The following is a 23,275-nucleotide window of genomic DNA, read 5'->3' as shown; positions in this document are numbered from 1 at the left end:
CTCCGATATATACATCAAGCGCTGTAAGTATATAGGCCGACGTCTGATGTCGCATTCCTTGTTCGCCGAGATGATTGCGACGACGGTCTCGCTACTCACCGACAACCGGCCCAGCCCATCGACGAGTTATCCTCAACGCGGAATTCATCCACAGGCCCTCAGGCCATCGCAGCCAACCAACCCCGGTACTGGGTGATGTCGCGGCCCTGTGTGGGAGCGGTGTGGTCACAACCGAAGCCGGTGATCCAGCGGCCGTCGTCGAGCTCTACCTTCCCGAGCAGCATCGGTGCGGGCAACTCAGCCAGGAACTCGCCGAGTGCAGCCGGGGACAACAGCCACCGTTCGCCCACGATCGACGCTCCCCCGTCCTCGACCCGTGTCAGGCCCGGCTTGGGCGGAACCGTGTCGAGCGCGTACAGGCGGTAATGCGGTGCGGTGGTGATCGGGCCCGCCCAACGGGCACCCCGACCGGTGAGTTGATGCTCCAGCGGCTGCCCGCGCAAATGTGCACCGAACACGGCGAGCTCGGTCAGTGGCGCACCGCCGGACTCGGGCCAGGTCTCGGTTGACGGAACGTCGAGGAACCGTGCCGCCAGATCGGCGATCACACCGTCGTGGAATGCCGGCGCCAGCAAGGTGATTCCGAACTGCGCACCGTCGGACACGGCACCCGCAGGGATGGCAATGGCGCACATGTCAAAGAGATTGCAGAAGTTGGTGTATCGGCCCATCCGGGAGTTCACCGTCACCGGATCGGCCATGACCTCGTCGATGCGCGGGTGCTCGGGAGCGGTCGGGACCATGAGACCGTGGCATTCGTCGAGGAGGGCCAGCGCCCGACTCCGCAGCTGCTCGACACCCCGCCGGTCACGCAGAATGTCGACGGCTGAATACTCCCCCGCAGCGGTGATGATCGAGGCCACAGTCGGGTCCAGCCTCGCGTCAGGGTCGGCCGCGGCGACGAACTCTCCGACCGCATCCCACCTTTCGGCGACCAATGCACCGTTGTAAAGCAGTGCAGCGGCGGCAAAGAAGTCGTCCACCGGGATCGACAGGGTTTCGAAACCGGCCTCATGTGCCCGGCCGACCGCGGCTGCGAAGGCGGCCTGCCAGTCGGCATCCAGACCCGGCAGGGCATCCGGTATCGCGACGCGCGGAGTCACCGAAGCAGCGAAGGGAACATCGGCCGGCCACTGCCGCTGTGGCGCACCGGCGCTCATCGCAGCCATCGCGGATTGCGCGGTGGCCAGGTTGGTGGCGAAGATCGTCACGCAGTCGTAGCTGGCGCACGCCGGCACCACTCCCTCGACGGAGACGACGCCCACCGTGGGCTTGATGCCGACGATGCCTTGCAGCCCGGCCGGGACACGACCCGACCCGGCCGTGTCGGTACCGATCGCGATATCGGCGAACCCGAGCGCCACCGCCACCGCAGATCCCGAACTCGACCCTCCCGAGATGTACTCCGGCCGACGCGAATCGCGCACCGCACCAAAGGGGCTGCGCGTTCCGACCAAACCCGTGGCGAATTGGTCCAGATTGGTCTTACCGATGACGACAACACCGGCAGCCTTGAGAGCGGCGACCGCCGGTGCGTCGGCATCGGGAATATAGCTGAAGTTTGGGCATCCTGCAGTGGTCGGTATCCCGGCGACGTCAACGTTGTCCTTCACCGCGAGCACCAACCCGGCCAGTGGACCGCTCGCGGCGAGGTAGTCGGCCTCGACCTCGGTTTGCGGACGCAGGTGGATGAACACCTCGTGACGTCCGCTCTCGGCGATCGAGCGGTAGATGTCGGCAATTCGGGTCACGCGGACTCCTTTCGTGCGAATTCTCCTGCGGTCGCCCATCGTTGACGCTCCTCCGCTCGGGCGATCTCCATCTTCGCGCGGGTTGCGGCGATGTCGTCGGCATTGGCGGCCAAAAACTGCTCGTGCTCGGCCAATGAGAACGTTCCGTCGGTGATGTCGACGTGGCCTCGTCCGGCCGCCATGTCGGCGCGCAGGTCGAGCAGTTCCTCAGGAGAAACCGGATACCACTGAATCCGGTCGAAAAAGCGCAGCAGCCATGGGTGTTCGGGATCGAAGCCCTGAGCGGCCAGCGGATGCCGGTGATTCCAGATCTGCGTGGTGCGGCCGACGAACTGGTAACCGCCAGGCCCCTCCATGCCATAGATGCACAGGTAGGCCCCGCCGATGCCGACGGCGTTCTCGGGGGTCCAGGTCCGCGCCGGGTTGTATTTGGTGGTCACCAGACGATGGCGTGGATCGAGCGGAGTGGCGACCGGGGCGCCCAGATACACGTCGCCGAGACCGAGTACCAGATATTCGGCGTCATAGACGATTCGGTGCACATCCTCGACCGAGTCCAGACCGTTCATCCGCCGGATGAACTCGATGTTCCACGGGCACCACGGCGCATCTGCGCGCACGCCGTGCATATAGCGTTCGATCGCCTCCCGGGTGGACGGGTCATCCCAGCTGAGCGGCAACCGCACGGTCCGGCTGGGCACCACGAGTTCCTGTGCGGCAGGCAGCGAGGCCTCGAGCTCGGCCAGCAGCGGCACCAACCTCGACTGCGGAAGACGGGCCGGATCGACCTTGACCTGCAGGGAACGGATCCCGGGTGTGAGGTCGATGAGGCCGTCGGGGCCGAGCTGTTCCAGGGCGTGATGCAGTGCATGGGCACGGGCCCGCAACGCCAGGTCCAGCCGCATCTCGCCGTACTCGACCAGGACGTTGTCGTCTCCGATCCGGCGGTAGGTGACAGCTGTGCTGCCGTCCGATGAGGTTGTGCCGGCGATGATTCCGTCGTCTTCGTCGCCGCCGGCGGAGAACACCGCCGGGATGAACGCTCGGCGCGCCGGGCCTACCGTGGCGGGCGCGGGTGCCGCGGATGTCTTCACCGGGACGAACCGGATGTTGGCCCCCGGAGCCAACTGGCCCAGCTTCCAGCGGTCGGCGGCGGTGACAGTGACCGGGCAGACGAAACCGCCGAGGCTGGGTCCATCCGGGCCGAGCAGGATCGGGGTATCGCCGGTGAAGTCAAGGGAACCGACCGAATAGGCGTTGTCGTGGATGTTCGACGGGTGCAGTCCGGCTTCCCCGCCGTCGGGGCGGGCCCATTCCGGCTTCGGTCCGATCAACCGGACCCCGGTGCGGTCGGAGTTGAAGTGCACCTCGTAGTCGTGGTGGAGCAGCGTGTCGATGTCGTTGCGGGTGAAGAACTCCGGTGCGGAGTGCGGACCCACGGTCACTGCGATGTACCAGTGGTATCCGATGGCCGGTTGCTCCTCGGACAGGATGCGCCGACGCGTACCCACCGGTGTATCCGCGGTTTCCAGCTTGTCCCCCACCGCAAGTACCCGGCCCTCGTGGCCGCCGAACCGACCGAGGGTGAATGTCGAAGCGCTGCCCAGGTATTCATCGGTGTGCAGGCCGCCGGCGATCGCGAGGTAGATTCGCAGGCCCGGACCGTCGACCATACCGATGTCGAGCACCTGACCGGCCTGCACCAGGACCGGTACCCACTGCGGTACCCGGGCGCCGTCGATGCTGACCGGTGCGGGTGCGCCGGTGACACACACCCAGGTGTCGGTGTCGAAGCGCAGCGCCGGTCCGCCCATGGTGGCTTCCAGACCGGGTGCGCCCTCAGCGTTGCCGACGGCGATGTTGGCCAGCCGGAAGGACACGTCGTCCATGGGTCCCGACGGCGGTACGCCGATCTGCCAGTACCCGCTGCGCCCCGGCCAGTCCTGGACCGTGGTGGACATTCCCGGCCGAAGGATCTCCAGTGTGGTCATGGGCGCGTCACCACCATGCGCACCGCTGTTGGGTCGAATCCGTTGCACGGGTTGTTGATCTGCGGGCAGTTCGACACCAGCACCAGGGTGTCGATCTCGGCGCGCAGCGATACGGTTTTGCCCGGTGCGGACAGGCCGTCGACGATGCCCAGCGAGCCGTCGGGGTCCACCGGGACGTTCATGAAGAAGTTGATGTTGCTGACGATGTCGGCCTTGGTCAGTCCCCACCGGGCGCCTTCGCCGATGAAGTTCTCGACGCAGGCGTGCTGGTGCTTGGTGTGGTGGCCGTAGCGCAGGGTGTTGGATTCCTGCGAGCAGGCCCCGCCCAGGGTGTCGTGGTTGCCGACCTCGTCGTCGACGATCGTGAGCATCGGCTCGCCGTCGCTGTCACGCAGTATCGATCCGGTGGTCAGGAAGATGTTGCCCTGAGCCGCGATCGTGGCGGGGGCGCTGTAGCGCACGGTGTGGTCGGTCGCCCCGTAGAACAGGGTGTCCACGGCCTGGTTTCCGTGTAGGTCGACGATGGTCAGCACATCTCCGGCGCGTACGACTTTGGACCACGGAGCGCGGGGCTCAACGGTCTCATCGACGATGGTGTGGGTGGCGGTGAGGGTCATCGGGCACTCCAGACGTCTTCGGAATTCAGGTAGGCACGTTGGTATTCGGGGTCGCGGTCAGCCATGGTGGCGCCGATCTCGGCCAGGTCGCCGGGCGCGGACCAGGCCAACACCTCCAGCGATCCGACCGTGAACTGCGGTGCCGGATCCAGGGGGTGGGCGGTGTTGGCAATTGCCACGATCAGCGGCAGATGTGTGACCAGCTCGACGGCGGTACCGGCGCCGGCCGATCCGGTGGAGACCAGTGCGCCGTCGGCTTCCACGCGTACGCCATGGAAGAAGGACACGCTCGGTGCCACGTCGCGACGGGTCAGCCCGTTCTTGAGCGCGGCCAGGGCCAGCAGCTCCCGACCGGCCGGACTGGGTGACTCCACTTCTCCGGCCCCATATTTCGAAGCATTACCGGACAGTGTGGTGGTGCCGCACAGGGCGTCGTGGTGGCCTGAAGTGTCCGACACCAGGGTGGCCAGCACCCGGCCCTGGTCACTCAGCAGCGGGTGCCCCGTCGACAGGTACGCCTGCCACGGCACTTTCACCGTGTCGGCGACGTTGAGCCGTTCCCACGGGGCGTCGGCCCGCCAGAGGAGCAGGTGGGCGCACGCGCTGCCGTCCAGGTCACGCAGGCGCAGCCGGGTACCGCGGGCCAGCACCTTACTGGTGTACCGGCCCCCGGGAACGGTTTCAGCCCAGGTCAATTGGTCAGCTGCGACGTTCTGTGGCGGGGTGGGCCAGGCTGATGCGGGCACCACCGGCATCGAGTCGGTGAGGGTGCCCGCTTGCGCGCGGGCGTGGTCACGGGCTCCGGCGGTCGTGGCAGTGGTCATCCTCAGGCTCCGATCGTGACGGGGTTGGGGTGGGTTTTGCCGCGGGGGAAGCACAGCGCGCCGAGGACGACCGCGGCCGCGATGCTCAGGGGTCCGGCCCACTGCAGAATTGGCAGTTCACCGGTGGGGTTGAAGATTTCGGCACGGGGCCAGCCCAGGTTGACGATCATCACCGCGCCGTAGAGCACGGCCAGCACGTTGACGGCGACACCGAACTTGCCGAGCGAGAACAACGGCAAACCCTCGGCGTCAACCTGATTGGGCTGAGTGGGCCAACCCTTGATGCGCCGGTACAGCAGCGGCGCGGTCACCAACAGGTAGGCCAGGTAGATCAGGATGATGCAGACGCTGGCCAGGGTGGCGAAGATGGCGGAGTTACCGACGTTGACCAGCAGCACGCCGATGCACAGCAGGCCGATGAGCACTGACGGCCAGATCGGGGTTCCGGTGTGGCTGTTGACCTTCGACAGGACCGACGAGGCCGGCAGACGCCCGTCGCGGGCCATCGAGAACATCAGCCGCGAGGCAGCGGTCTGAATTGCCAAGGTGCAGATCGTGATCGCGATGCACACGTCCACCAGCAGCACTGTGCCCCACGGCGAGGACAGCACGGTGTCGAGCACGTACGGGAGGCCTTCGGTGGCCAGGCGCCCGTCGGTCAGGCTCGGGGCGGCCATCAGGGCGCCGAGGATCATCAGTCCGCCGCCGAGCGCCGAGACCGACAGCGCCATCCGGATGGTCCGGGGCGCGACGCGACGGGGATTGCGGGTCTCCTCGGCGAGTTCACCGGCCGAGCCGAAACCGACCATCACGTAGGCCGCCATCAGGCCCGACATGATCCAGGCCCACACATAGCCGGGCTGGCCGCCGGCCTCACCGGTGTCGAACACCACCTGTGGCCCGCGCTGGGCATGGGTGAAGAAGACTCCGATGACGGCGATGACACCGACGATCTCGCAGATCACGCCGGCGCTGTTGACGCGTGACATCCATTTGACGCCAAGGCAGTTGATCGTCGTGGTGAGCACCAGCAGGACGGTGCCCAGCAACACCGCGTTGGCCGCCCCGCTCGGTGAGGTCAGGGCCGGGTCTTCGCCGATGATCTGGAATCCGGACCAGATCGTGGGCAGCACCACCTGCAGCGCGATCGCCGCGGCCGAGGCGGTGACGATCTGCGCCAGGATCATGAACCAACCGCCGAACCAGCCGATGACCTCGCCACCCATCCGGCGGGACCATTGATAGATCGCGCCCGAGATCGGATAGCGCGCGGCCAGCTCGGCGAAGCACAGCGCCACCAGGAACTGGCCGAGGAACACCGCGGGCCAGGTCCAGAAGAAGGCCGGGCCGCCGAAGCCGAACCCGAGGCCGAACAACTGGAAGATCGTCGTCAGGATAGAGACGAACGAGAAGCCCGCGGCGAAGGATTCGAACTTGCCGAGCCGGCGGTGCAACTGCTGGTCGTAACCGAACTCGGCCAGGTCGTCGTGGTCGCCAAAACGTTCGGCCACGTCTCGCTGTCTCTCGGTAGCGCTGCTGGTCATAGGCGATGTCTCTCAGGCTCGGGGCGGTGCCGCCAGATCCTTAACTGTCACTCGATAGATAAGCGCCTCGGCGTGTCCGAGCTGTCACCCGCATGTTTCGTTCGTGTAGCGAGCAGTAAGCATTGCGTTGCCGAAACCTCACCGGGCTTCAGTCCTGCCACAATCACCGACATGGCTGTGGCTGCGCTCGACGATGCCCGCCGACGAATCGCGTCGGCGGACAGCGAGCAGGCTCTGGTGGCCGCAGCCGGCGAAGCCCACGGTGCGGTGCACACGGTGGTCGACGCCCGCGCCGGAGCCGCCTCAGTCGCGGCTGCCTGGTCGGCAGTTGTGCGTGCCGCGGTGATGACCGCGGCACGACTGGTCGCTCCTGACGTCGGCGAGTGGTATGCCTCGGGCAGCGTGGGCCGCGGTGACGCCTTACCGGGATCGGACCTCGAGACGTTGATGGTCCGCAGCCGCGACATGACACCGAATTCCGCACTGGCCCAGGCGGTGGATGTCCACGACGTGTTGGCACGGTGCGGGTTCCGCGCGGACGACAACGGTGCGGTCGCCTCCCGCGCCCGGTTCAACCGCACCGCTCAGGAGTGGGCGGTCGATGTGGGTCGCTGGTCCACCGACCCCTCCGCGGACCGGGGCGTGGTGATGATCGGACTCCTGGCCGACGCCGTTGCACTTGGTGACGGACCGGATCTCCGCGATCAGGCCGGTATCGCCGCGCGAGCACAACCGGCAGCATTGTCCGCGATCCTGCAGGACTCCACCTATGCGCGCGCCCATGTCCCTTCCCGTCTGCGAGTGCTTGCCTCCGGGGACGGCGGCGTCGACATCAAACTCGCCGCCGTCGACCCCGTGGTCCGCATCGCACGCTGGGCCGCGCTCAGTTGCGGATCCGACGCGCTGCTGACCGCCGACCGGATCGGCGCCGCGGCCGGCACCCGTTACCTCGACCCCGACGACGCTCGGGTGCTCGCGAAATGCCATGCGATCGGGTCCAGCGTCCGGTGGCGGGTGCGGGCGGCACGCTGGAGCACCGATGCCGACGCGTTCGACGAGCGCGTCGACCTGGCTGTGCTCTCGCCCCAGGACCGCACGGCACTGCGCAGCATCGGCCGCGAACTCACCGGCGTGCGGCGCAAACTCGAGTATCTGGCGTCGACATCGACGTTCTCGACGTGGTAGCCACCGCCGGCGAGGCCGGCCGGCATGCCCTGGCGCAGACCATCGCCGCAGAACGCCTGGAGGGCTGGCAGCCCACACCCGAACAGCTGGAGGCCCTGACCGCCCTGCTCACCGGTGCGGTCACCTACGGCGAGTACCTGGGTCGCCATCTCCCCCACCCGGTCCCGACGCCGCGCCGACGGGTGTTCGCCCGGCGCCGGCCGTACTTTCTCCCGGGAACGTCAGTGCTGCGCAACAATTTCGGCGTACCGGATGCCGCTGCGCTGACCCAGCTGGAGTTCGTCGCGACGGCGGGCCGAATTCTGCAGGTGCATCTGCGTTGCCAGGACACGGATCTGGACATCCGATCGCTGCATCAGCATGTGTTCGGCGATGTGTACGCATGGGCGGGTGAGCCGCGAATCGTCGAGCTCCGCAAACGCGACACCGCGTTTGGCTCGTGTGCCCGGATTCCGCGCGCCCTGGAGATACTGCAGTCCGAGATCGCCAGGCTCGCCGACAACGGCAATGACATCGACGATGGCACGCTGTCCTATGGCCTGGCCCGCATCTATGCCGACTACAACCAGATCCATCCGTTCCGGGAAGGCAATGGGCGCACCGGAACACTGCTGCTGCACCTGCTCGCCGGCCGGGCCGGACGCCGGCTGTTCCTCGATGACATGACCCGTGCCGAGTGGATCAGTGCGTCGCGGGACTCGATGCCGTTCCGGCGGGACGGGCGCGCCGACCCGCGCCCGATCATGGGCGTCCTGCGCGGACGTTTGCAGCCACAACCGGCCCCGGAGGGTGTCTGAACCGGCCAGGGATGACGATTGCCGGATGGTGGTACGCGATGCCGAAGCGCGTGCCCTTCTTGCCTCACGTTTGTAACCTGGTGGCGGTGCCGCGGCCGATTTCTCGCCACCACGTTACAAACGCGAAGGCGCAGCGGCAGCTGTCCGTAGGCCCGGTCGTTGCCCGCTGGCCAGTGTTGCCCGCCGACACTGTCAGGGGTTTCGCCTCACCATGCGTCGATCTCTACCCGCAGGTCACCAGAGAGTTGGACACTTGAATCGACCTCCGAGGGGATTACTGGTGAGCCTGCACGCGTTGCCAGTGCAGACCGCGATCGAAAGTGAGAACCGTCGATGGGCACTCCTCTGCACCTTGCCGTCGCGCTCGACGGCGCCGGCTGGCATCCGGCGTCCTGGCGCGAACCGCTGGCCCGGCCTGCGGAAGTGCTGACGCCGCGGTACTGGACCGATCTGGTCACCCAGGCCGAACGCGGCCTGCTGGATTTCGTCACCATCGAAGACGGACTCACCCTGCAGTCCGATCACCCGTTCCGCGCCGACGACCGCACCGATCGGGTACGCGGGCGTCTCGACGCCGTTTTGATCGCCTCGCGCGTGGCACCACGCACGAGCCACATCGGCCTGGTGCCCACCATCATCACCACCCACACCGAACCGTTCCACGCATCCAAGGCCATCGCCACGCTGGACTACGTGAGCAACGGACGCGCTGGGGTACGGGTGCAGGTGGCCTCCCGTCGGGATGCCGCAGCGCATTTTGGCCGGCGTCACCTGCCCGAGGACCGCGCGGCGCTGACCACCGAATTGTTCGGCGAGGCTAAGGATTACGTGGAGGTGTTACGTCGGCTGTGGGACAGCTGGGAGGACGACGCCGAGATCCGCGATGTGGCCACCGGACGGTTCATCGACCGGAACAAGCTGCACTACATCGATTTCGAGGGTGCCTCATTTTCGGTCAAAGGTCCCTCGATCACCCCGAGACCGCCGCAAGGCCAACCCATCGTGGCCGCGCTCGGCCACGTCGACCCGGCCTTCCAACTGATCGCCGACAGCACCGACGTCGGCTTCATCACCCCGCACAGCGCCGACGAGGTCACCGCCCTGATCGCGACGATCGGCTCGCGACACCCCACCCGTGCTCCGCAGGTGTTCACCGATCTGGTGGTGTTCCTCGACGACACCGCCGACACCGCCAAAGCCCGACGGGGTCGCCTCGACGAGCTGGCCGAAAACGAATACCGCAGTGACGCTGAGATCTTCACCGGCACTCCCAGCGAGCTGGCCGATCTGCTGCAGGCCTGGCATACCGCCGGCGCCGCGGGTTTCCGCCTGCGCCCGGCATCCCTGCCGCACGACCTCCAACAGATCACCGACGTGCTGGTCCCCGACCTGCAGCGCGGCGGCCTGTTCCGCCAGTCCTACGAAGCCTCCACCCTCCGTGGCCTGCTGGGCCTACCTCGCCCCGCCAACCGCTACACGACCGTCTGACAGGACACTCCCATGAGCAAGCCCGTCAAGCAGATTCATCTGGCCGCGCACTTTCCCGGGGTCAACAACACCACGGTCTGGAGTGACCCGGACTCCGGAAGCCACGTCGAGTTCGACTCGTTCGTCCGCTTCGCGCAGACCGCCGAACGCGGCAAGTTCGACTTCATGTTCCTGGCCGAGGGACTCCGGTTGCGCGAACAGGGCGGCCAGATCTACGACCTCGACGTGGTCGGCCGCCCCGATACCTTCACGGTGCTCGCCGCACTCGCGGCGGTGACCGACCGGCTCGGGCTCACCGGAACGATCAACTCGACCTTCAACGAACCCTATGAGGTGGCAAGGCAATTCGCCTCGCTGGACCACCTCTCCGAAGGCCGGGCCGCGTGGAACGTCGTCACCTCCTGGGATGCCTTCACCGGGGAAAACTTCCGTCGCGGCGGCTTCCTGCCCGAGAACCAGCGCTACGAACGGGCCGAGAGTTTCCTGGCGGCCGCCCACACTCTGTTCGATTCCTGGCGGGGTGATGAGATCGTCGCCGACAAGGAAAGTGGTGTGTTCCTGTCCGATCCCGCTGCCGGCGAGTTCGCCTACCACAACGATCATTTCGACATCAGCGGTCGGTTCAACGTCCCGCGAAGCCCACAGGGCCGTCCGGTGATCTTCCAGGCCGGGGACTCCGATCACGGACGTGAATTTGCCGCCGCGGCTGCCGACGCCATCTTCTCGCGGTACGGGACGCTGGAAGACGGCCAGAAGTTCTATGCCGATGTCAAGGGTCGCCTGGCCAAATACGGCCGTCGCCATGACCAGTTGCTGATCCTGCCGGCGGCCACCTTTGTCCTCGGCGACACCGACGCCGAAGCTGCTGAGTTGGCCCACGAGGTGCGCCTGGCCCAGGTCTCCCCCGCCACCGCGATCAAGTTTCTCGAACAGCTGTGGAACCGCGACCTGTCCGATCATGACCCCGACGGGCCACTACCCACCGTCGACCCGTTGGTCGGTGAGAACACCATCGCCAAGGGCCGCGCCAGTGTGCGCATCCACCGCGATCCGATCGCGGTCGCCAACGAGTGGCGCGCCAAGGCCGAAGCCGAGAACCTGACCACCCGCGAACTCATCATCGAGGTCACCGGACGGCAGAACTTCGTCGGCTCGGCTGCAACGATCGCCGAATCCATCAACCACCTGGTGCAATCCGATGCCAGCGACGGCTTCATCCTGGTCCCCCACGTCACCCCGGGCGGGCTCGACCCGTTCGTGGACCGCGTCGTGCCGCTGTTGCAGGAGCGCGGTGTGTTCCGCACCGACTACGAAGGGACCACGCTGCGCGAGCATCTCGGCCTGAGCTTGCCTCAGCCGGTTGCAGAACGCCCCGCCGCAACGGGATAGCTACTCGGCGTCGGCGGGTTCCTCCCGGTGCTTGTATTCCCAACTCGCACCGGCGGTCAGGGTGCCCGGCTCCAACTCGGTACGGCCGGCGTCACGCACATGCACCGTCTGCGCCAGGATCTCGTCGGGCTTGCCGCCGATCACGATGACCGGATGGTCATAGTCGATGCCGTAGAGCTTGAGCGCCGCGTGCACCGCGTGCGCGGCGGCCTTGCCGCGCGTCATCTTGGCATTCGAATTGACCCGGATCACCAGCCGGCGTTCCAGCGCCTCGTCGTCTACGGCGTCCTCGCGCCCGTGCTCAGGGCTCTTCCGAAACCACCTCACGCAGAAACTCACCTCCATGAATCGCGGCCAGCAAGGAATGTTCCGACGTGCGGTTGGCGGTGAACAGCAGCTCGTCCCCGGCCTCCAACACATCATCGGGCTTGGGCAATCTGACCTTGTTTCCCCGGACGACGGTCACCAACGCCGTGTCGGCCGGAAGTTCCAATCGATCCACCCGCTGCCCGACCACCGGATTGTCCTGGGGCAGTGTGAGTTTGGTCAGCTCGACCCGACCACCGCGCAGCGTCATCAACCGCACCAGGTGCCCGACGTCGATGGCACCCTCGATTCCGGCCACCAGGGCGCCCGGGGTCGACACCGCCACATCGATACCCCAGTCCTGACCGAACAGCCATTGGTTGCGGATGTCGTTGATGCGTGCCACCACGCGCGGCACCCCGAACTCCGACTTGGCCAGCAAACCGACCACGAGATTCGACTTGTCGTCGCCGGTGGCCGCGATCAGCACATCGGCGGTCTCGATCCCGGCCTCCTCCATGGCGGAGAGCTCGCAGGCGTCGGCCAGCAACCAGTCGGCATCGGGCACGGTCTGTGGTTCGTAGCGCCGATCGAGCTGCTCGATCAGCAGCACCTTGTGGCCGTTGTCGAGCAGCTCGCGCGCCACGGAGCGGCCCACGTTGCCCGCCCCGGCGACCACGACTCGCATCTTGCGTCCCTCCACTCCGCCATCTTCGCCTATCCGCACGCCCCACTTGCGGCCCATCGTCGGTGATTAACTAACTTCCGATGAGTCTGAACCAGCTCTACCTCACCTTGCTCACCGGCGGCGTCGTACTGCTGGCCAGCATCATCGGCACGCGGGTGGCCACCAAGATCGGCTTTCCCAGCCTGCTGTTCTTCCTGGCGGTCGGCATGGTGCTGGGCGTCGACGGAATCGGGCTGGATTTCAACAACGTCGAACTGGCCCGCAATGTCTGCACCACCGCCCTGGCGATCGTGCTCGTCGAAGGCGGTCTGACCACCCGGTTCTCCGATATCCGCGGCGTACTGGCACCGGCGGGCGTGGTGGCCACCCTGGGTGTGGTGATCAGCACCGCGATCACCGCGGTCGGGGCGCACCTGTTGCTGGACATGAACTGGCAGCTCGCACTGTTGCTCGGCGCCATCGTCTCCTCCACCGATGCGGCCGCCGTGTTCTCCGTGCTTCGGATTTTGCCACTGCCCCGACGTCTGGCCGGTCTGCTGGAAGCCGAATCCGGCTTCAACGACGCGCCGGCCGTGATCCTCGTGTTGACGTTCAGCGTGGTGCCGTTCGTGTTCCATCCCGAGGGCGCCATCACCGACCTCGCCTATGAGCTGGTCACCGGCTCTCTGCTGGGCCTGGCGGTCGGGTTCGCCGGCGCCTTCGCGCTGCGTCGCATCGCACTACCGGCCTCGGGGCTGTATCCCATCGCCACCTTTGGGCTGGGGTTCATCGCATTCGCCGCCGCCGGCAGCGCCCATGCCAGCGGTTTCATCGCCGCCTACCTGTCCGCGGTCGTACTCGCCAACTCAGGGCTGCCGCACAAATCGGCCACCCGCTCGTTCGCCGAGGGCGTCGGCTGGCTGGCCCAGATCGGGCTGTTCGTGCTCCTCGGATTGCTGGTGAACCCGCACGATCTAGCCGGGGACATCATCCCGGCGATCGTTGTCGGGCTGGTGCTGCTGCTCATCGCCCGGCCGGTATCGGTGATCGCGTCCCTGGTCGGTTTCCGCATCCCGATCCGCGAACAACTCTTTCTGTCCTGGGCCGGGCTGCGTGGTGCGGTGCCGATCGTGCTGGCCACGTTTCCGATCGTGGCGGGGGTGCCCGACAGCTACCGGCTGCTCAACGTGGTGTTCGTACTCGTGGTGATCTTCACTTTGGTGCAGGCGCCCAGCATCCGCTTCGTGGCCAATGCCCTGGGACTGATCACCCGCGACGTCACCCGCGAGATCCAGGTCGAGGCGGCTCCGCTGGACGTGCTCGACGCCGAACTTCTCACCATGACCGTCCAACCACACTCCCGGCTGCACAACGTGACGATCTTGGAGTTGCGGCTGCCCGACCCGGCCGTCATCACACTGATCATCCGCAACGGCCGTACGTTCGTGCCGCTGCCAGACACCCGCATCGCCGTCGGTGACGAACTGCTCATCGTCACGACCAGCAAGATGCGCACCGCCGCCGAGGCCCGGCTACGCGCGGTGAGCCGCCGCGGCAAGCTCGCCTACTGGTTCGACGAATACGGTCTCGCCGACTGAATACCACCCGCTCGGGTCGAGCCGCGTCGGCTGTGGCATCGAGCACAACCACGCTTCCCAATTTGGAAGACAACCCTCCCCCGAGGGTAGAGTTCGTGTCCATAGTCGATATTGCCAGTTCTGGCAATGCTTTTCACGCAATGTGGCGTGGAGGCCCTCTTATCTCATCTTTGCCGCGCCGAGCTGGGCGCTGGAACGGAGCTGTGTTGAAACAATCGTCTGAGGCTCTGACGCCGCGCGAACAGCAGTCGGTGCTGGCCACCCTGCGCTCGCCGCGGCGACTGCGTACCGAGGTTTTGGCCGGGCTGGTGGTGGCGTTGGCCTTGATCCCCGAGGCGATCTCGTTCTCGATCATCGCCGGAGTGGATCCCCGCGTCGGCCTGTTCGCGGCATTCACGATGGCGGCGACCATCGCCGTCGTCGGCGGCCGACCGGCGATGATCTCGGCCGCGACCGGGGCGGTCGCCCTCGTGGTGGCCCCGCTGGTCCGCAGTCACGGCCTGGACTACCTGATCGCCACCGTCATCCTGGCCGGCATCCTGCAGTTGGTCCTCGGCGGTCTGGGCGTCGCCAAACTGATGCGGTTCGTGCCGCGCAGTGTGATGGTCGGCTTCGTCAACGCGCTGGCCATCCTGATCTTCTTGTCCCAGCTGCCACACCTGCTCGGGGTGCCGTGGTTGGTGTACCCGATGGTCGCGGTCGCCATCGTCGTCATCGTGGCGCTGCCGAAACTGACCACCGCCATCCCCGCTCCACTGGTGGCCATCGTGGTGCTCACCGCCGCGACGGTCGGATTCGGCTGGTCGATTCCCAACGTGGGCGACGAAGGTCAACTCCCGTCCAGTCTGCCGACCCTGCTGATCCCCAACGTGCCGTTCACCCTGCAGACGCTCGGGGTCATCGCACCCTACGCGCTGGCGATGGCCGTGGTGGGCCTGCTGGAGTCGCTGATGACGGCCAAGCTCGTCGACGACATCACCGACACGCACTCCGACAAGTCCCGCGAGGCGCTGGGGCAGGGCGTGGCGAATGTCGTCACCGGGTTCTTCGGCGGAATGGGCGGCTGCGCGATGATCGGGCAGACGATGATCAACGTGAAGGTGTGCGGTGCCCGCACCCGCATCTCCACCTTCTTGGCCGGCACCTTCCTGCTCGGCCTGGTGGTCGGGCTCGGCGATATCGTCGCCCTCATTCCAATGGCTGCCCTGGTCGCGGTGATGATCATGGTCTCCGTCGGCACCCTGGACTGGCACTCGATCAACCCGAAGACGTTGCGGCGCATGCCCAAGAGCGAAACGGCCGTGATGCTCGTGACCGTCGCCGTCACCGTGGCGACGAGCAACCTGGCCTACGGCGTCGCGGTCGGCACCGTGACGGCCATGGTGCTGTTCGCCCGACGCGTTGCCCACTTCACCGACGTCGTCGACATCGCCCACCCCGACCAGGACACCCGGGTCTACGCGGTCCGGGGCGAGCTGTTCTTCGCCTCCAGCAATGACCTTGTCTACCAATTCGATTACGTCGGCGACCCCGCCAACATCGTGATCGACATGAGCCAGGCCCATATCTGGGACGCCTCCACCGTCGCCACCCTGGACGCCATCACCACCAAATACGCCGCCAAGGGCAAGACCGTCACCATTGTCGGGATGAACGACAACAGCGCCGCGCGGCACGCCCGCCTCAGCGGCCAACTCACCGCGGCACACTGAACCGTCACACGGGGGCATCGTTGAACGCTCAAGAGCACCTACAGATCGGCGAGGTCGCCGCGCAAACTGAACTGTCCATCAAGACAATTCGACACTACGACGAAGTCGGTCTGGTGGCGCCCTCGGCGCGGTCCGCGGGCGGCTTCCGCCTCTACACCGCCGACGACGTCAACCGGCTGCTCGCGATCCGGCGGATGAAACCGTTAAGCTTCAGTCTCGACGAGATGCGTCATCTACTCGATGCCCTTGACACCCTCAACTCGCCTGATGCGGCCACCGCTGAGCGTGAGGCGGCCACCGCCTATGTGGCCGAATGCCACACGCGCGCCGCGGAAGCCTGCGCCAAACTGTCCCGGCAATTGGCCTACGCCCATGAACTCACCGAGCAGTTGGCCCGCTACCACGGGTGACCGTTTGACCAGCGGGGCGACGGGTATCCCGCCGGCATGCCAATGCCTGAGGCCGATCCTTTTGCCGTCCTGTTCGACGTCGACGGAACCCTGGTGGACTCGAACTATCTGCATGTGCACACCTGGGTGCAGGCTTTCCGGGAGGAAAAGATCGATGTCGCGGCCTGGCAGATACACCGCAGCATCGGCATGGACGGCAGTCACCTGGTGGCGCAACTGTCCGGCGACGCCGACGACGCTGTGCAGGAGCGCCTCAAGGACCGCCACAGCAGTCTCTACAAAGAGTCCGCCGAGCTGATCGTCCGCCTTCCCGGTGCGCGCGAACTGCTGCACCATCTCGCCGACAACGGGGTGACGGTGGTGCTCGCCAGTTCGGCGCCGGAAGACGAACTCGCCATCACCCGAAAAATTCTCGACAGCGACGATGCCATCACCGCCGCGACCTCTTCGAAGGATGTCGACATGGCCAAACCCGACCCGGGCATCGTTCAGGTGGCTCTCGATCGAGCCGGCGTCTCAGCCGATCGCGCCGCCTTCATCGGTGATGCCGTGTGGGACGGGGAGGCCGCCACCCGCGTCGGTGTGCCGTTCATCGGGCTGCGGTGTGGCGGCGTAGCCGATTCCGAACTCGAAAAGGCCGGTGCGCAGGTAGTTTTCGATGATCCGCTAGATCTACTGCGGCACTTGGACACCACTGTCATCGGCACCCGTATCGACAAGACCGGCCATCCGAAATGAGCGTCGAGGGCACGTCGACTTGACCACACGCGTCGAACGTGTGTTCTAATGTCTCTGACCGCCAGCCAGCCCAGCGCAAGCGATGTTGTGAAGGAGTCCGCCGTGACGATGACTGTAGACGCTCAGGCCCCGGAAACGATGACCACCGACTCTGACACTCCCGCCGACGTCGTTGCGCCGGCCGAGGACACGGCATCCGCCGCTGGAACTCCCGTCGAGGAGAAGCCCAGGAAGGCACCGGCCAAGAAGGCCGCGGGTAAGAAGTCCAAGACCATCGAGCTGACCTTGACCGTCACGGGCACGGCTGACGGCGAATGGCATGCCGAGCTCAAGCAAGGATCGACCTACCTGGCCCGCGATGTCGCCGTGGCGGCCGCGGCGGTCTCCCGCGCTGCAAAAGAACTACACGAGGACCTCTCCACGCCCATCGACGAAGTGATCGAAGAAGCACGCTCCCAGCAGGCCGCCAAAGTCGCCGCGCTGGAAGCGGAGCTCGAAGCCGCACGAAAGGTGTTGTCCGACTTGGAGTGACGCGAGGTCCGGAGCGTCCGGTCAAGCCGCCTACCCGTAGGCGGGATAGCGGTTCTCCCAGATCGCGAGTTGCTCCGCGCGGTGCCGGCGGACGATTCGGGCCTCCGAGCCCAGCAACATCGTGGCCCCGCTGACACCGTCGTAAGGTTCCCAAGGCTCTCCCCCACGAATGAAGTCCAGCCACAGCCGCTGAACCGCATCCGACATCTGGCGTGCCGCCTCGTCAGCGCCGGCGAGCGCAGGCGCGGCGTCCAGGGTGCCGAAGACCAAGGGCAGGCACGAATCGTGGCATGCCCCCAGGCCGGCCCGCGGAGAAGGCCACTGCAATTCGTAACGAAACACCGTGCTGCCGCGCTCGGCGCGGGCTCGGGCGAACTGCTCGGTCGGCGCGGTGAAGTGGTAGTCGGTGACCATCGCGCTGGCGGCATCGCGAAGCGTGTGCTTGTCGACGCGGTACGTCGCCACCACCGCGCCGGGGTCGTGTCCGTCCCCGGCGAGCGCCTGAGCCCTGTCGCGCACGTACTGCTCGGTGAAGACACCCTCGTCCAGTGCCGCATCGAAGATCCGCCACTCGTCGCGCGTCGTCCCGGCGAGGATAGGAATCGCCGGCGTATCGCGGCTGCGCGTAGCCACCAACGGATGCTCGGAAATGACATCGCCGTCGATGCAGGGATGGAACGGGCCCTGCGGCGGTACGAATCCGGTGTCGATCGATCGTTGCGCGACAAGGATTTCCGCGACACTCGGTTCGACGCCGCACCTGAGCGCGCCGAGCTGCTCGGCCACGGCCGCGGCGGCCGCGGTCGAGCGGACGCGCTCCAGGCCACCGCTCTGCAGGATCGCCCGATCGAAGAGATCGCAGCCCGCGGCGAGCAAGGCCGATATCGAGATCGCACCGGAGGACTGCCCCGCCACCGTGACGGCGCCCGGATCGCCGCCGAACGCGGCGATCTCATCGCGTACCCATTGCAGCGCGTGTCGCTGGTCGCGCAGTGTCAGATTGGTGGATCCCGGCCCGTGCCAATCCGGCGCGTAGAGCGAACCCAGTATGCCGAGCCGGAAGTTCACCGTCACCACCACGATGTCGCCACGCCGGGCCAGTCGCGATCCGTCCAGCAGCGGTGCGGATCCGTGTCCCAGCGCCTGCCCGCCGCCGTGCAGGAAGACCAGCACGGCACGGCGGTTGTCGTCGACCGCCGGTGTCCAGATGTTGAGCGTGAGGCAGTCCTCGCTCATGGTGAGATCGCGTTTGGCCAGCCGCTCGGGCGAGATGTCCTGCGGGGCAATCGGCCCGAATGCGGTCGCGTCGCGCACGCCCGCCCAGGTCGATACGGGTTGCGGTGGGCGCCAGCGGTACTCGCCCGTCGGCGGCGCCGCATACGGCACCCCGCGGAAGACGACGAGGTCTCCACTGGCGTCACCGCGAAGCGCCCCGTACGACGTGTGCGCGACCGCGGTCACGGGCGCTCGGTCAGCGGATATTGCGTTGCCATCTCACCGCTGAGGATCTGGGTCAGAAAGTCGCGGCCCTTGAAGCTCACCACTTCCACGCGCAGCCCGCTGCGCGGATCGCGCAGGAACGCCACGCCGGCACCGGTGCGCTCCAGCTCCCACCCGTCACCCTGCAGTCGTGCGACATCGTCGCGCCAGCGCTGTGCGTAGTAGCCGAGGTGGTGCACACCGCCGAGCTTCGGCTCGGCGAAGATCGAGTCGGCATCCGCGACGACCTCGATCAGCTCCAGGTACGGCGGACCGGACGCGGAGAACGCGATGCGCACGGTCTGGTCGTCCGCGGACCCGTCCGGACGGGCGAAGCCGCTACGCATCTCGAACGGTGGTGCCCAGTTGATTTGCAGGGCACTCCCAAGAGCGTCCATGGCGCCCAACAGATCCGGGACGAGATGGCCGATGTGGTAGACGTTGTCGAAGGCCGATACGGCGAGCGTCTCGAGTCTGGGGTCCATGTCAGATCCTGTACCTGCGTCGAATGGCGTCGAAGCGGACGTGCAGTTGCGCGGCGCGTTCGTCGTCGGTGACGCGACGGGTGTCGGCCGGCAGCACGGTGTCCAGCTCGGCCAACGGGACGACCGTGGTGTCGACCTCGGGCACCTGCCGGCTCCCGATGACCCGCATCATCAGGTAACCCTCGCTGAACCGTTGGGTGTCAATCCAGTTGTGCACACCGGGATCGTCGTGCGCCAGAACCATTCGCACGCGGCCGTCGGCGTCGATCGCCGATCGGCTCGGCGTGTAGCTCACCGGCCGGTACAGGTAGTCCATGCTGTTCCAGAACGCGCCCATGTTGGTCAGCATCCAGAACTCGTCGCCGTCGGCGAACTCGAAGAGCAGCGCCTCGTCAGGTCCCAGACGCCACGGCGTGGTGACGATGAGCCGGCCGCGGCGCGCGTCGCGTTGCTCCGCCGTGCCGGCGAAGCGCGCACCGGGGAACACGTTGGGCTCGGGCTCGCCGAACAGCGAGCCGATCTGCAGTTCGCGGTCGGGCCAGTCCGTCATCGCCCCGGTGAGGAAGTCACCGGCCCACTGCATGGACGTGATGAGGTCCCGCGGTGTCGGGACGGGACGTGGCGCGTCCATGTCGATGCGCTCGATGCTGAATTGCGCCGAGCGCTCCGCCCAGGAGTCGAACCCCTGCCGCATGAACAGCTTGCGCGAACCCGCTGTGGTGGGCAGCCAATTCTGTTCTCGCCGCTGCCCTCCGACATAGAGGACGAAGCTGCCGTCGGGTTCCGTGACCAGTTCGTCGCCGGTGATGTTCGCCTCGGGGGTATCGCCGAAAGGCTCGTGCAGGTTGGGGTGATCGGCTCCGTAGTAGACGTCCTTCTCCGGACGCGGCCCCTGCACGGTGAAGTTGATGAACCGCGCGGTACCCCGATCACCTTCGATGCGATACGTCGACGCGCCGTCGATCCACGCCTGCAGATAGACGAAGTCGGCGTTGTCGCCGCCGAGCTTGCGGCTCGGCCCGCAGAAGGGATGGATCATCGGATAGCGGGCGTTTTTGGTCTCCAGCGCGAGATCATAAGCCTGCCCGAGGTTCTGGGTGAGATAGCGGAAGGCGTCAGCGCGCTGCAGGGGATGCGCGGGCGAGGTGTCCTTGAAGGCGAGATCCCCGGCGGCCTTGAGCCGGTCACAGAAGTCGTGCCACGCCGCGCGCAGTGCCGCGTCGTCGTCGGTGTCGCCGAAGGCCATCAGCGCCTCGTCTCGATGTCGATGCCGAACCGCTCACGGTAGCCGGCGAATTCGTCGTGCAGCTGCTGCACGGGGACCGGTAGGACGTCGGTGGAGTAGGTGAACTTGCCGTACCGGTCGCTGCGGTTGGTGACGAGGTAGTCGCGCATCGCCTTTTCGGCGGCGGCAGTCAACGGAAGTCCGGCGAAGTCGTAGAAGCCGCCGATCACGGCGACCGGGTCGGCAACGAAGTCGCGGTAGCGGACGTGGTGGATACGCGGGTCGTCCACCAGCGGGTCGGTGAGGTAGGCGTGGAAGTTGGCCCGCGACCCCTCGATGGTGTCCTTGGCGTACTGCGTCCAATCCAGCGCCCCGGCAAGGCTCTCGTTGATCTGCCCGAAGGCCACGATCTGGGAGGCGAGCACCTGCACCGGGTCACGATGTACCCAGACGATTCGGGCGTCGGGGTAGGTGTCGAACAGCGCGCGCAGGCGTCGGCCGTGAAACCCCTTGAGCACCCAGCGTTTCGGCGGGCGCGAGTGTTGGATGTGTTGCAGCGTCATGCGGTGCAGCGCGTATTGCGCGCGATGGTCTTGGTCGAAGTTCTGGATCGTGAGCGGGACCCGCCACCAGGCGCTCGGGTTCGTCGCACGGAAGTCGAACGCCCAGGTGCGCTCGCACTCCGGCAGCCCGGCACCGAGCAGATCGTTGTAGGGGTGGCTGACGATCCACGGCGGTATCCGGTCGAGGATTTCGCGCCAGTCGGCATCGGCCTGCGCCCGGCGCGGGTCGCCGACGTCGGCCTGGCCAGGTGGCGGCGACGGGTACATCACCTCCCAGAACCGCAGTGAGCGCGAGGCCTCGTCCTCGGCGAGCAGCGCGTGCAGCAGCGTCGTGCCCGACCGCGGTTCGCCGGTGGCGAACAGTGGCGCCGTGATCGGTTCTGCATCCAGCGGCAGGCGCGCGTGGTCTGCGATGAATCGCAGTCGGCTCGTCAACAGTCCGTCGATTGTCAATGCGGCTGCGCACAAACCGGTTTCGTCGAGTTCGGCATTGTTCATCCGGTCGATGACCAGTGCCACGCGGGCGGGCAGGGTGTCGTCGCCGAAGTCGGTGAGCCCCGTGGCTTCCTGCGCGGCGGCGATGAGGACGTCGGTGTCCAAGGTTGTCATGGTGTGCTTCCTGTGAGCTGCAGTAATGCGTCTTCGACCTCGCGAGTTTTGCGTGCCGACTCGGCGGCGTAGGCCTGTCCGGCCATTCCGCTGTAGTCGAGCACCGAGACGACTTGGGCACCCGCCTCGCCGAATTCGGCGATCTGCGCGGCGACCTGCTTCGGCGTGCCATGCGGAACGACAGACAGGATCGCCGCCGGGTCGACCTCGTCGAACAGCCGCAGCAACCGCTCGCGGGTCAGCACGCGCGGGTCGATGTCCTGGATGCCGCGCCAGTACTCCCCCATCGGATGACGGTGACCCGTGGTTGCCAGGGCGTCGGACGTCAGTTGCAGCACCAGCGACTTCACCAGCGGGCGTTGCACAATCTCGGTCAGTTCGTCGGGCTCGCCGATGAGGCAGACCACCATCTTCGCTGGCGTGATCGCCTGCGGGTCGCGCCCGGCCTGTTCGGCCGCCTCCCTGATCCGCGCGAGTTGGCCGGCATAGATCTCCGGCCCGGCGCTGCCCGTGGGCCACCAGCCGTCGCCGAGTTCACCGACCAGTCGCAGCATGCGGGGGCCGTTGGCTCCGATCCAGATCGGTGGAGGGCCGGTGTGGTGCGACTCCGCGTCCAGCCGGGCGTGCTCAAGCGTGAAGTACTGCCCGGCGAAGTCGACCGGTCCGTCGGTGTTCCACAGCAGCCGGATCAGCCGGAGTGCCTCGGCGAACCGGCTCACCGCGCACCGGTGGTCGAAGCCGTACGGCGCCAGGTTCTCGCGCTCGCCCGCACCGAGCCCCAAGATGAACCGGCCACCCGACAGGTGGCTCAGGGTCAGTGCTGACTGGGCCAGCATCACCGGGTGGCGGCGAACGGTGTCGAGAACGCTCGTGGCAATTCGGGTGCGGGTGGTGCCAGCGGCGATGGCACCGGCGAGGGCGAGGGCGTCCAAGTAGCGGTGCGGTGACGGCGACAACGCCGCGAGGTCGGTGAACTCGGTCGTCCAGATCGAGTCCGGCCAGAAACTCACCAGGTGATCGGGCAGCCAAAGGGAGTGGTAGCGGCCATCATCGAGGGTTTCGAGCCCACTGAGGTCGAGCGGCAGAGTCGTCCGGAAGAACGAGGCCAGCTCCAAGGGCATGCAGGGCAAGCTACCGGAGGATGACGGCTACGTCACCGAATTGCTGGGCATCTGCTCAGCGGCAGCGGTTGCCGGCCGGTCACCAGGAGCTTGTTGTCCTCGGCCAGTTGCGGATGATCTGGTCCGGCGTATGTCGCCGGCGATTGTTCGATGCCATGTCGTTGCTGATTATTCCTACCCAAACA

Annotated in this window: 21 protein-coding genes; 9 read left to right on the top strand and 12 right to left on the bottom strand. The window is 66.7% G+C overall.

Features of this window, described 5'->3' with window-relative positions; translation table 11 throughout:
• Window positions 1–158: 158 nt before the first annotated feature.
• Genes atzF through A5740_RS01730 form a run of 5 tightly spaced genes read right to left on the bottom strand, consistent with a single transcriptional unit; the run spans window position 159 to window position 6,787 of the window.
• Entirely contained in the window at window positions 159–1,811 is a 1,653-nt protein-coding gene (atzF, locus tag A5740_RS01750) for an allophanate hydrolase (RefSeq protein ID WP_076190955.1), read from the bottom strand.
• Window positions 1,808–3,802, bottom strand: coding sequence for a 5-oxoprolinase/urea amidolyase family protein (locus A5740_RS01745; protein ID WP_076190953.1), 1,995 nt, complete (start codon window positions 3,800–3,802; stop codon window positions 1,808–1,810). The genes atzF and A5740_RS01745 overlap by 4 nt, the downstream gene beginning before the upstream one ends.
• The gene (locus A5740_RS01740) at window positions 3,799–4,419 is read right to left on the bottom strand and encodes an urea amidolyase associated protein UAAP2 (protein WP_076190951.1); all 621 of its coding nucleotides are present in this window, start codon (window positions 4,417–4,419) and stop codon (window positions 3,799–3,801) included. Before A5740_RS01740 ends, A5740_RS01745 begins: the two co-directional genes overlap by 4 nt.
• A complete protein-coding gene (locus A5740_RS01735; protein ID WP_076190949.1) occupies window positions 4,416–5,243 on the bottom strand; it encodes an urea amidolyase associated protein UAAP1 in 828 nt (275 codons plus the stop codon). The genes A5740_RS01740 and A5740_RS01735 overlap by 4 nt, the downstream gene beginning before the upstream one ends.
• 2 nt (window positions 5,244–5,245) lie before the next feature.
• Entirely contained in the window at window positions 5,246–6,787 is a 1,542-nt protein-coding gene (locus A5740_RS01730; protein ID WP_076190948.1) for an amino acid permease, read from the bottom strand.
• 171 nt (window positions 6,788–6,958) lie between these two features.
• Here A5740_RS01730 and A5740_RS01725 point away from each other — a divergent pair, with 171 nt between their 5' ends.
• The 4 genes from A5740_RS01725 (at window position 6,959) to A5740_RS01710 (ending at window position 11,646) form a co-directional block, all read left to right on the top strand.
• Window positions 6,959–7,972 carry a putative nucleotidyltransferase substrate binding domain-containing protein gene (locus A5740_RS01725; RefSeq protein ID WP_076190946.1) on the top strand — a complete coding sequence of 338 codons (1,014 nt, stop codon included), beginning with the start codon at window positions 6,959–6,961 and terminating at the stop codon, window positions 7,970–7,972.
• The gene (locus A5740_RS01720) at window positions 7,966–8,769 is read left to right on the top strand and encodes a Fic family protein (RefSeq protein WP_076190945.1); all 804 of its coding nucleotides are present in this window, start codon (window positions 7,966–7,968) and stop codon (window positions 8,767–8,769) included. The genes A5740_RS01725 and A5740_RS01720 overlap by 7 nt, the downstream gene beginning before the upstream one ends.
• Before the next feature lie 333 nt (window positions 8,770–9,102).
• Window positions 9,103–10,257 carry an LLM class flavin-dependent oxidoreductase gene (locus tag A5740_RS01715; RefSeq protein WP_076190943.1) on the top strand — a complete coding sequence of 385 codons (1,155 nt, stop codon included), beginning with the start codon at window positions 9,103–9,105 and terminating at the stop codon, window positions 10,255–10,257.
• Between the two features lie 12 nt (window positions 10,258–10,269).
• A complete protein-coding gene (locus tag A5740_RS01710) occupies window positions 10,270–11,646 on the top strand; it encodes an NtaA/DmoA family FMN-dependent monooxygenase (protein ID WP_076190942.1) in 1,377 nt (458 codons plus the stop codon).
• Here A5740_RS01710 and A5740_RS01705 read toward each other — a convergent pair whose 3' ends face one another.
• Together A5740_RS01705 and A5740_RS01700 are read right to left on the bottom strand one after the other, a co-directional pair.
• Complete coding sequence (locus tag A5740_RS01705) at window positions 11,647–11,973, bottom strand: hypothetical protein (protein ID WP_254849045.1); 327 nt, start codon at window positions 11,971–11,973, stop codon at window positions 11,647–11,649. It lies immediately after the preceding gene.
• Complete coding sequence (locus A5740_RS01700) at window positions 11,948–12,640, bottom strand: TrkA family potassium uptake protein (RefSeq protein ID WP_076191226.1); 693 nt, start codon at window positions 12,638–12,640, stop codon at window positions 11,948–11,950. The genes A5740_RS01705 and A5740_RS01700 overlap by 26 nt, the downstream gene beginning before the upstream one ends.
• 80 nt (window positions 12,641–12,720) lie before the next feature.
• Between A5740_RS01700 and A5740_RS01695 the strand changes: the two genes are divergently transcribed.
• The 5 genes from A5740_RS01695 to A5740_RS01675 all read left to right on the top strand — a co-directional run bounded on the left by A5740_RS01695 (window position 12,721) and on the right by A5740_RS01675 (window position 17,608).
• Entirely contained in the window at window positions 12,721–14,217 is a 1,497-nt protein-coding gene (locus A5740_RS01695) for a potassium/proton antiporter (RefSeq protein ID WP_076190939.1), read from the top strand.
• Window positions 14,218–14,357: 140 nt separating this feature from the next.
• Window positions 14,358–15,929, top strand: coding sequence for a SulP family inorganic anion transporter (locus tag A5740_RS01690; protein ID WP_083653900.1), 1,572 nt, complete (start codon window positions 14,358–14,360; stop codon window positions 15,927–15,929).
• A 20-nt stretch (window positions 15,930–15,949) separates the two neighbouring features.
• Window positions 15,950–16,339, top strand: a complete 390-nt coding sequence (locus A5740_RS01685; protein ID WP_076190937.1) for a MerR family transcriptional regulator — start codon at window positions 15,950–15,952, stop codon at window positions 16,337–16,339.
• 36 nt (window positions 16,340–16,375) lie between these two features.
• Entirely contained in the window at window positions 16,376–17,077 is a 702-nt protein-coding gene (locus tag A5740_RS01680; protein ID WP_076190935.1) for an HAD family hydrolase, read from the top strand.
• A 138-nt stretch (window positions 17,078–17,215) separates the two neighbouring features.
• Entirely contained in the window at window positions 17,216–17,608 is a 393-nt protein-coding gene (locus tag A5740_RS01675; RefSeq protein WP_217696678.1) for a DUF6319 family protein, read from the top strand.
• Between the two features lie 30 nt (window positions 17,609–17,638).
• Here the strand turns inward: A5740_RS01675 and A5740_RS01670 are convergent, their stop codons facing one another.
• From A5740_RS01670 to A5740_RS01650, 5 genes are read right to left on the bottom strand one after another with little or no spacing between them, the layout of a single operon-like run.
• Window positions 17,639–19,069, bottom strand: coding sequence for a carboxylesterase/lipase family protein (locus A5740_RS01670; protein WP_076190934.1), 1,431 nt, complete (start codon window positions 19,067–19,069; stop codon window positions 17,639–17,641).
• The gene (locus tag A5740_RS01665; protein WP_076190932.1) at window positions 19,066–19,572 is read right to left on the bottom strand and encodes a VOC family protein; all 507 of its coding nucleotides are present in this window, start codon (window positions 19,570–19,572) and stop codon (window positions 19,066–19,068) included. The genes A5740_RS01670 and A5740_RS01665 overlap by 4 nt, the downstream gene beginning before the upstream one ends.
• 1 nt (window position 19,573) lies before the next feature.
• Window positions 19,574–20,818: a DUF1214 domain-containing protein gene (locus tag A5740_RS01660; RefSeq protein ID WP_076190931.1), complete on the bottom strand. Its 1,245-nt coding sequence runs from the start codon at window positions 20,816–20,818 to the stop codon at window positions 19,574–19,576.
• Window positions 20,818–21,969, bottom strand: coding sequence for a sulfotransferase (locus A5740_RS01655; RefSeq protein WP_076190929.1), 1,152 nt, complete (start codon window positions 21,967–21,969; stop codon window positions 20,818–20,820). The genes A5740_RS01660 and A5740_RS01655 overlap by 1 nt, the downstream gene beginning before the upstream one ends.
• Window positions 21,966–23,090 carry an LLM class flavin-dependent oxidoreductase gene (locus A5740_RS01650; protein WP_076190928.1) on the bottom strand — a complete coding sequence of 375 codons (1,125 nt, stop codon included), beginning with the start codon at window positions 23,088–23,090 and terminating at the stop codon, window positions 21,966–21,968. The genes A5740_RS01655 and A5740_RS01650 overlap by 4 nt, the downstream gene beginning before the upstream one ends.
• Window positions 23,091–23,275 lie beyond the last annotated feature (185 nt).

Origin of the sequence: Mycobacterium sp. GA-1841 (genome assembly GCF_001954135.1) — a bacterium.
GTDB lineage: Bacteria > Actinomycetota > Actinomycetes > Mycobacteriales > Mycobacteriaceae > Mycobacterium.
Note: the sequence above shows the minus strand (reverse complement) of the source record. Positions and strands in the feature narration are given on the sequence as shown.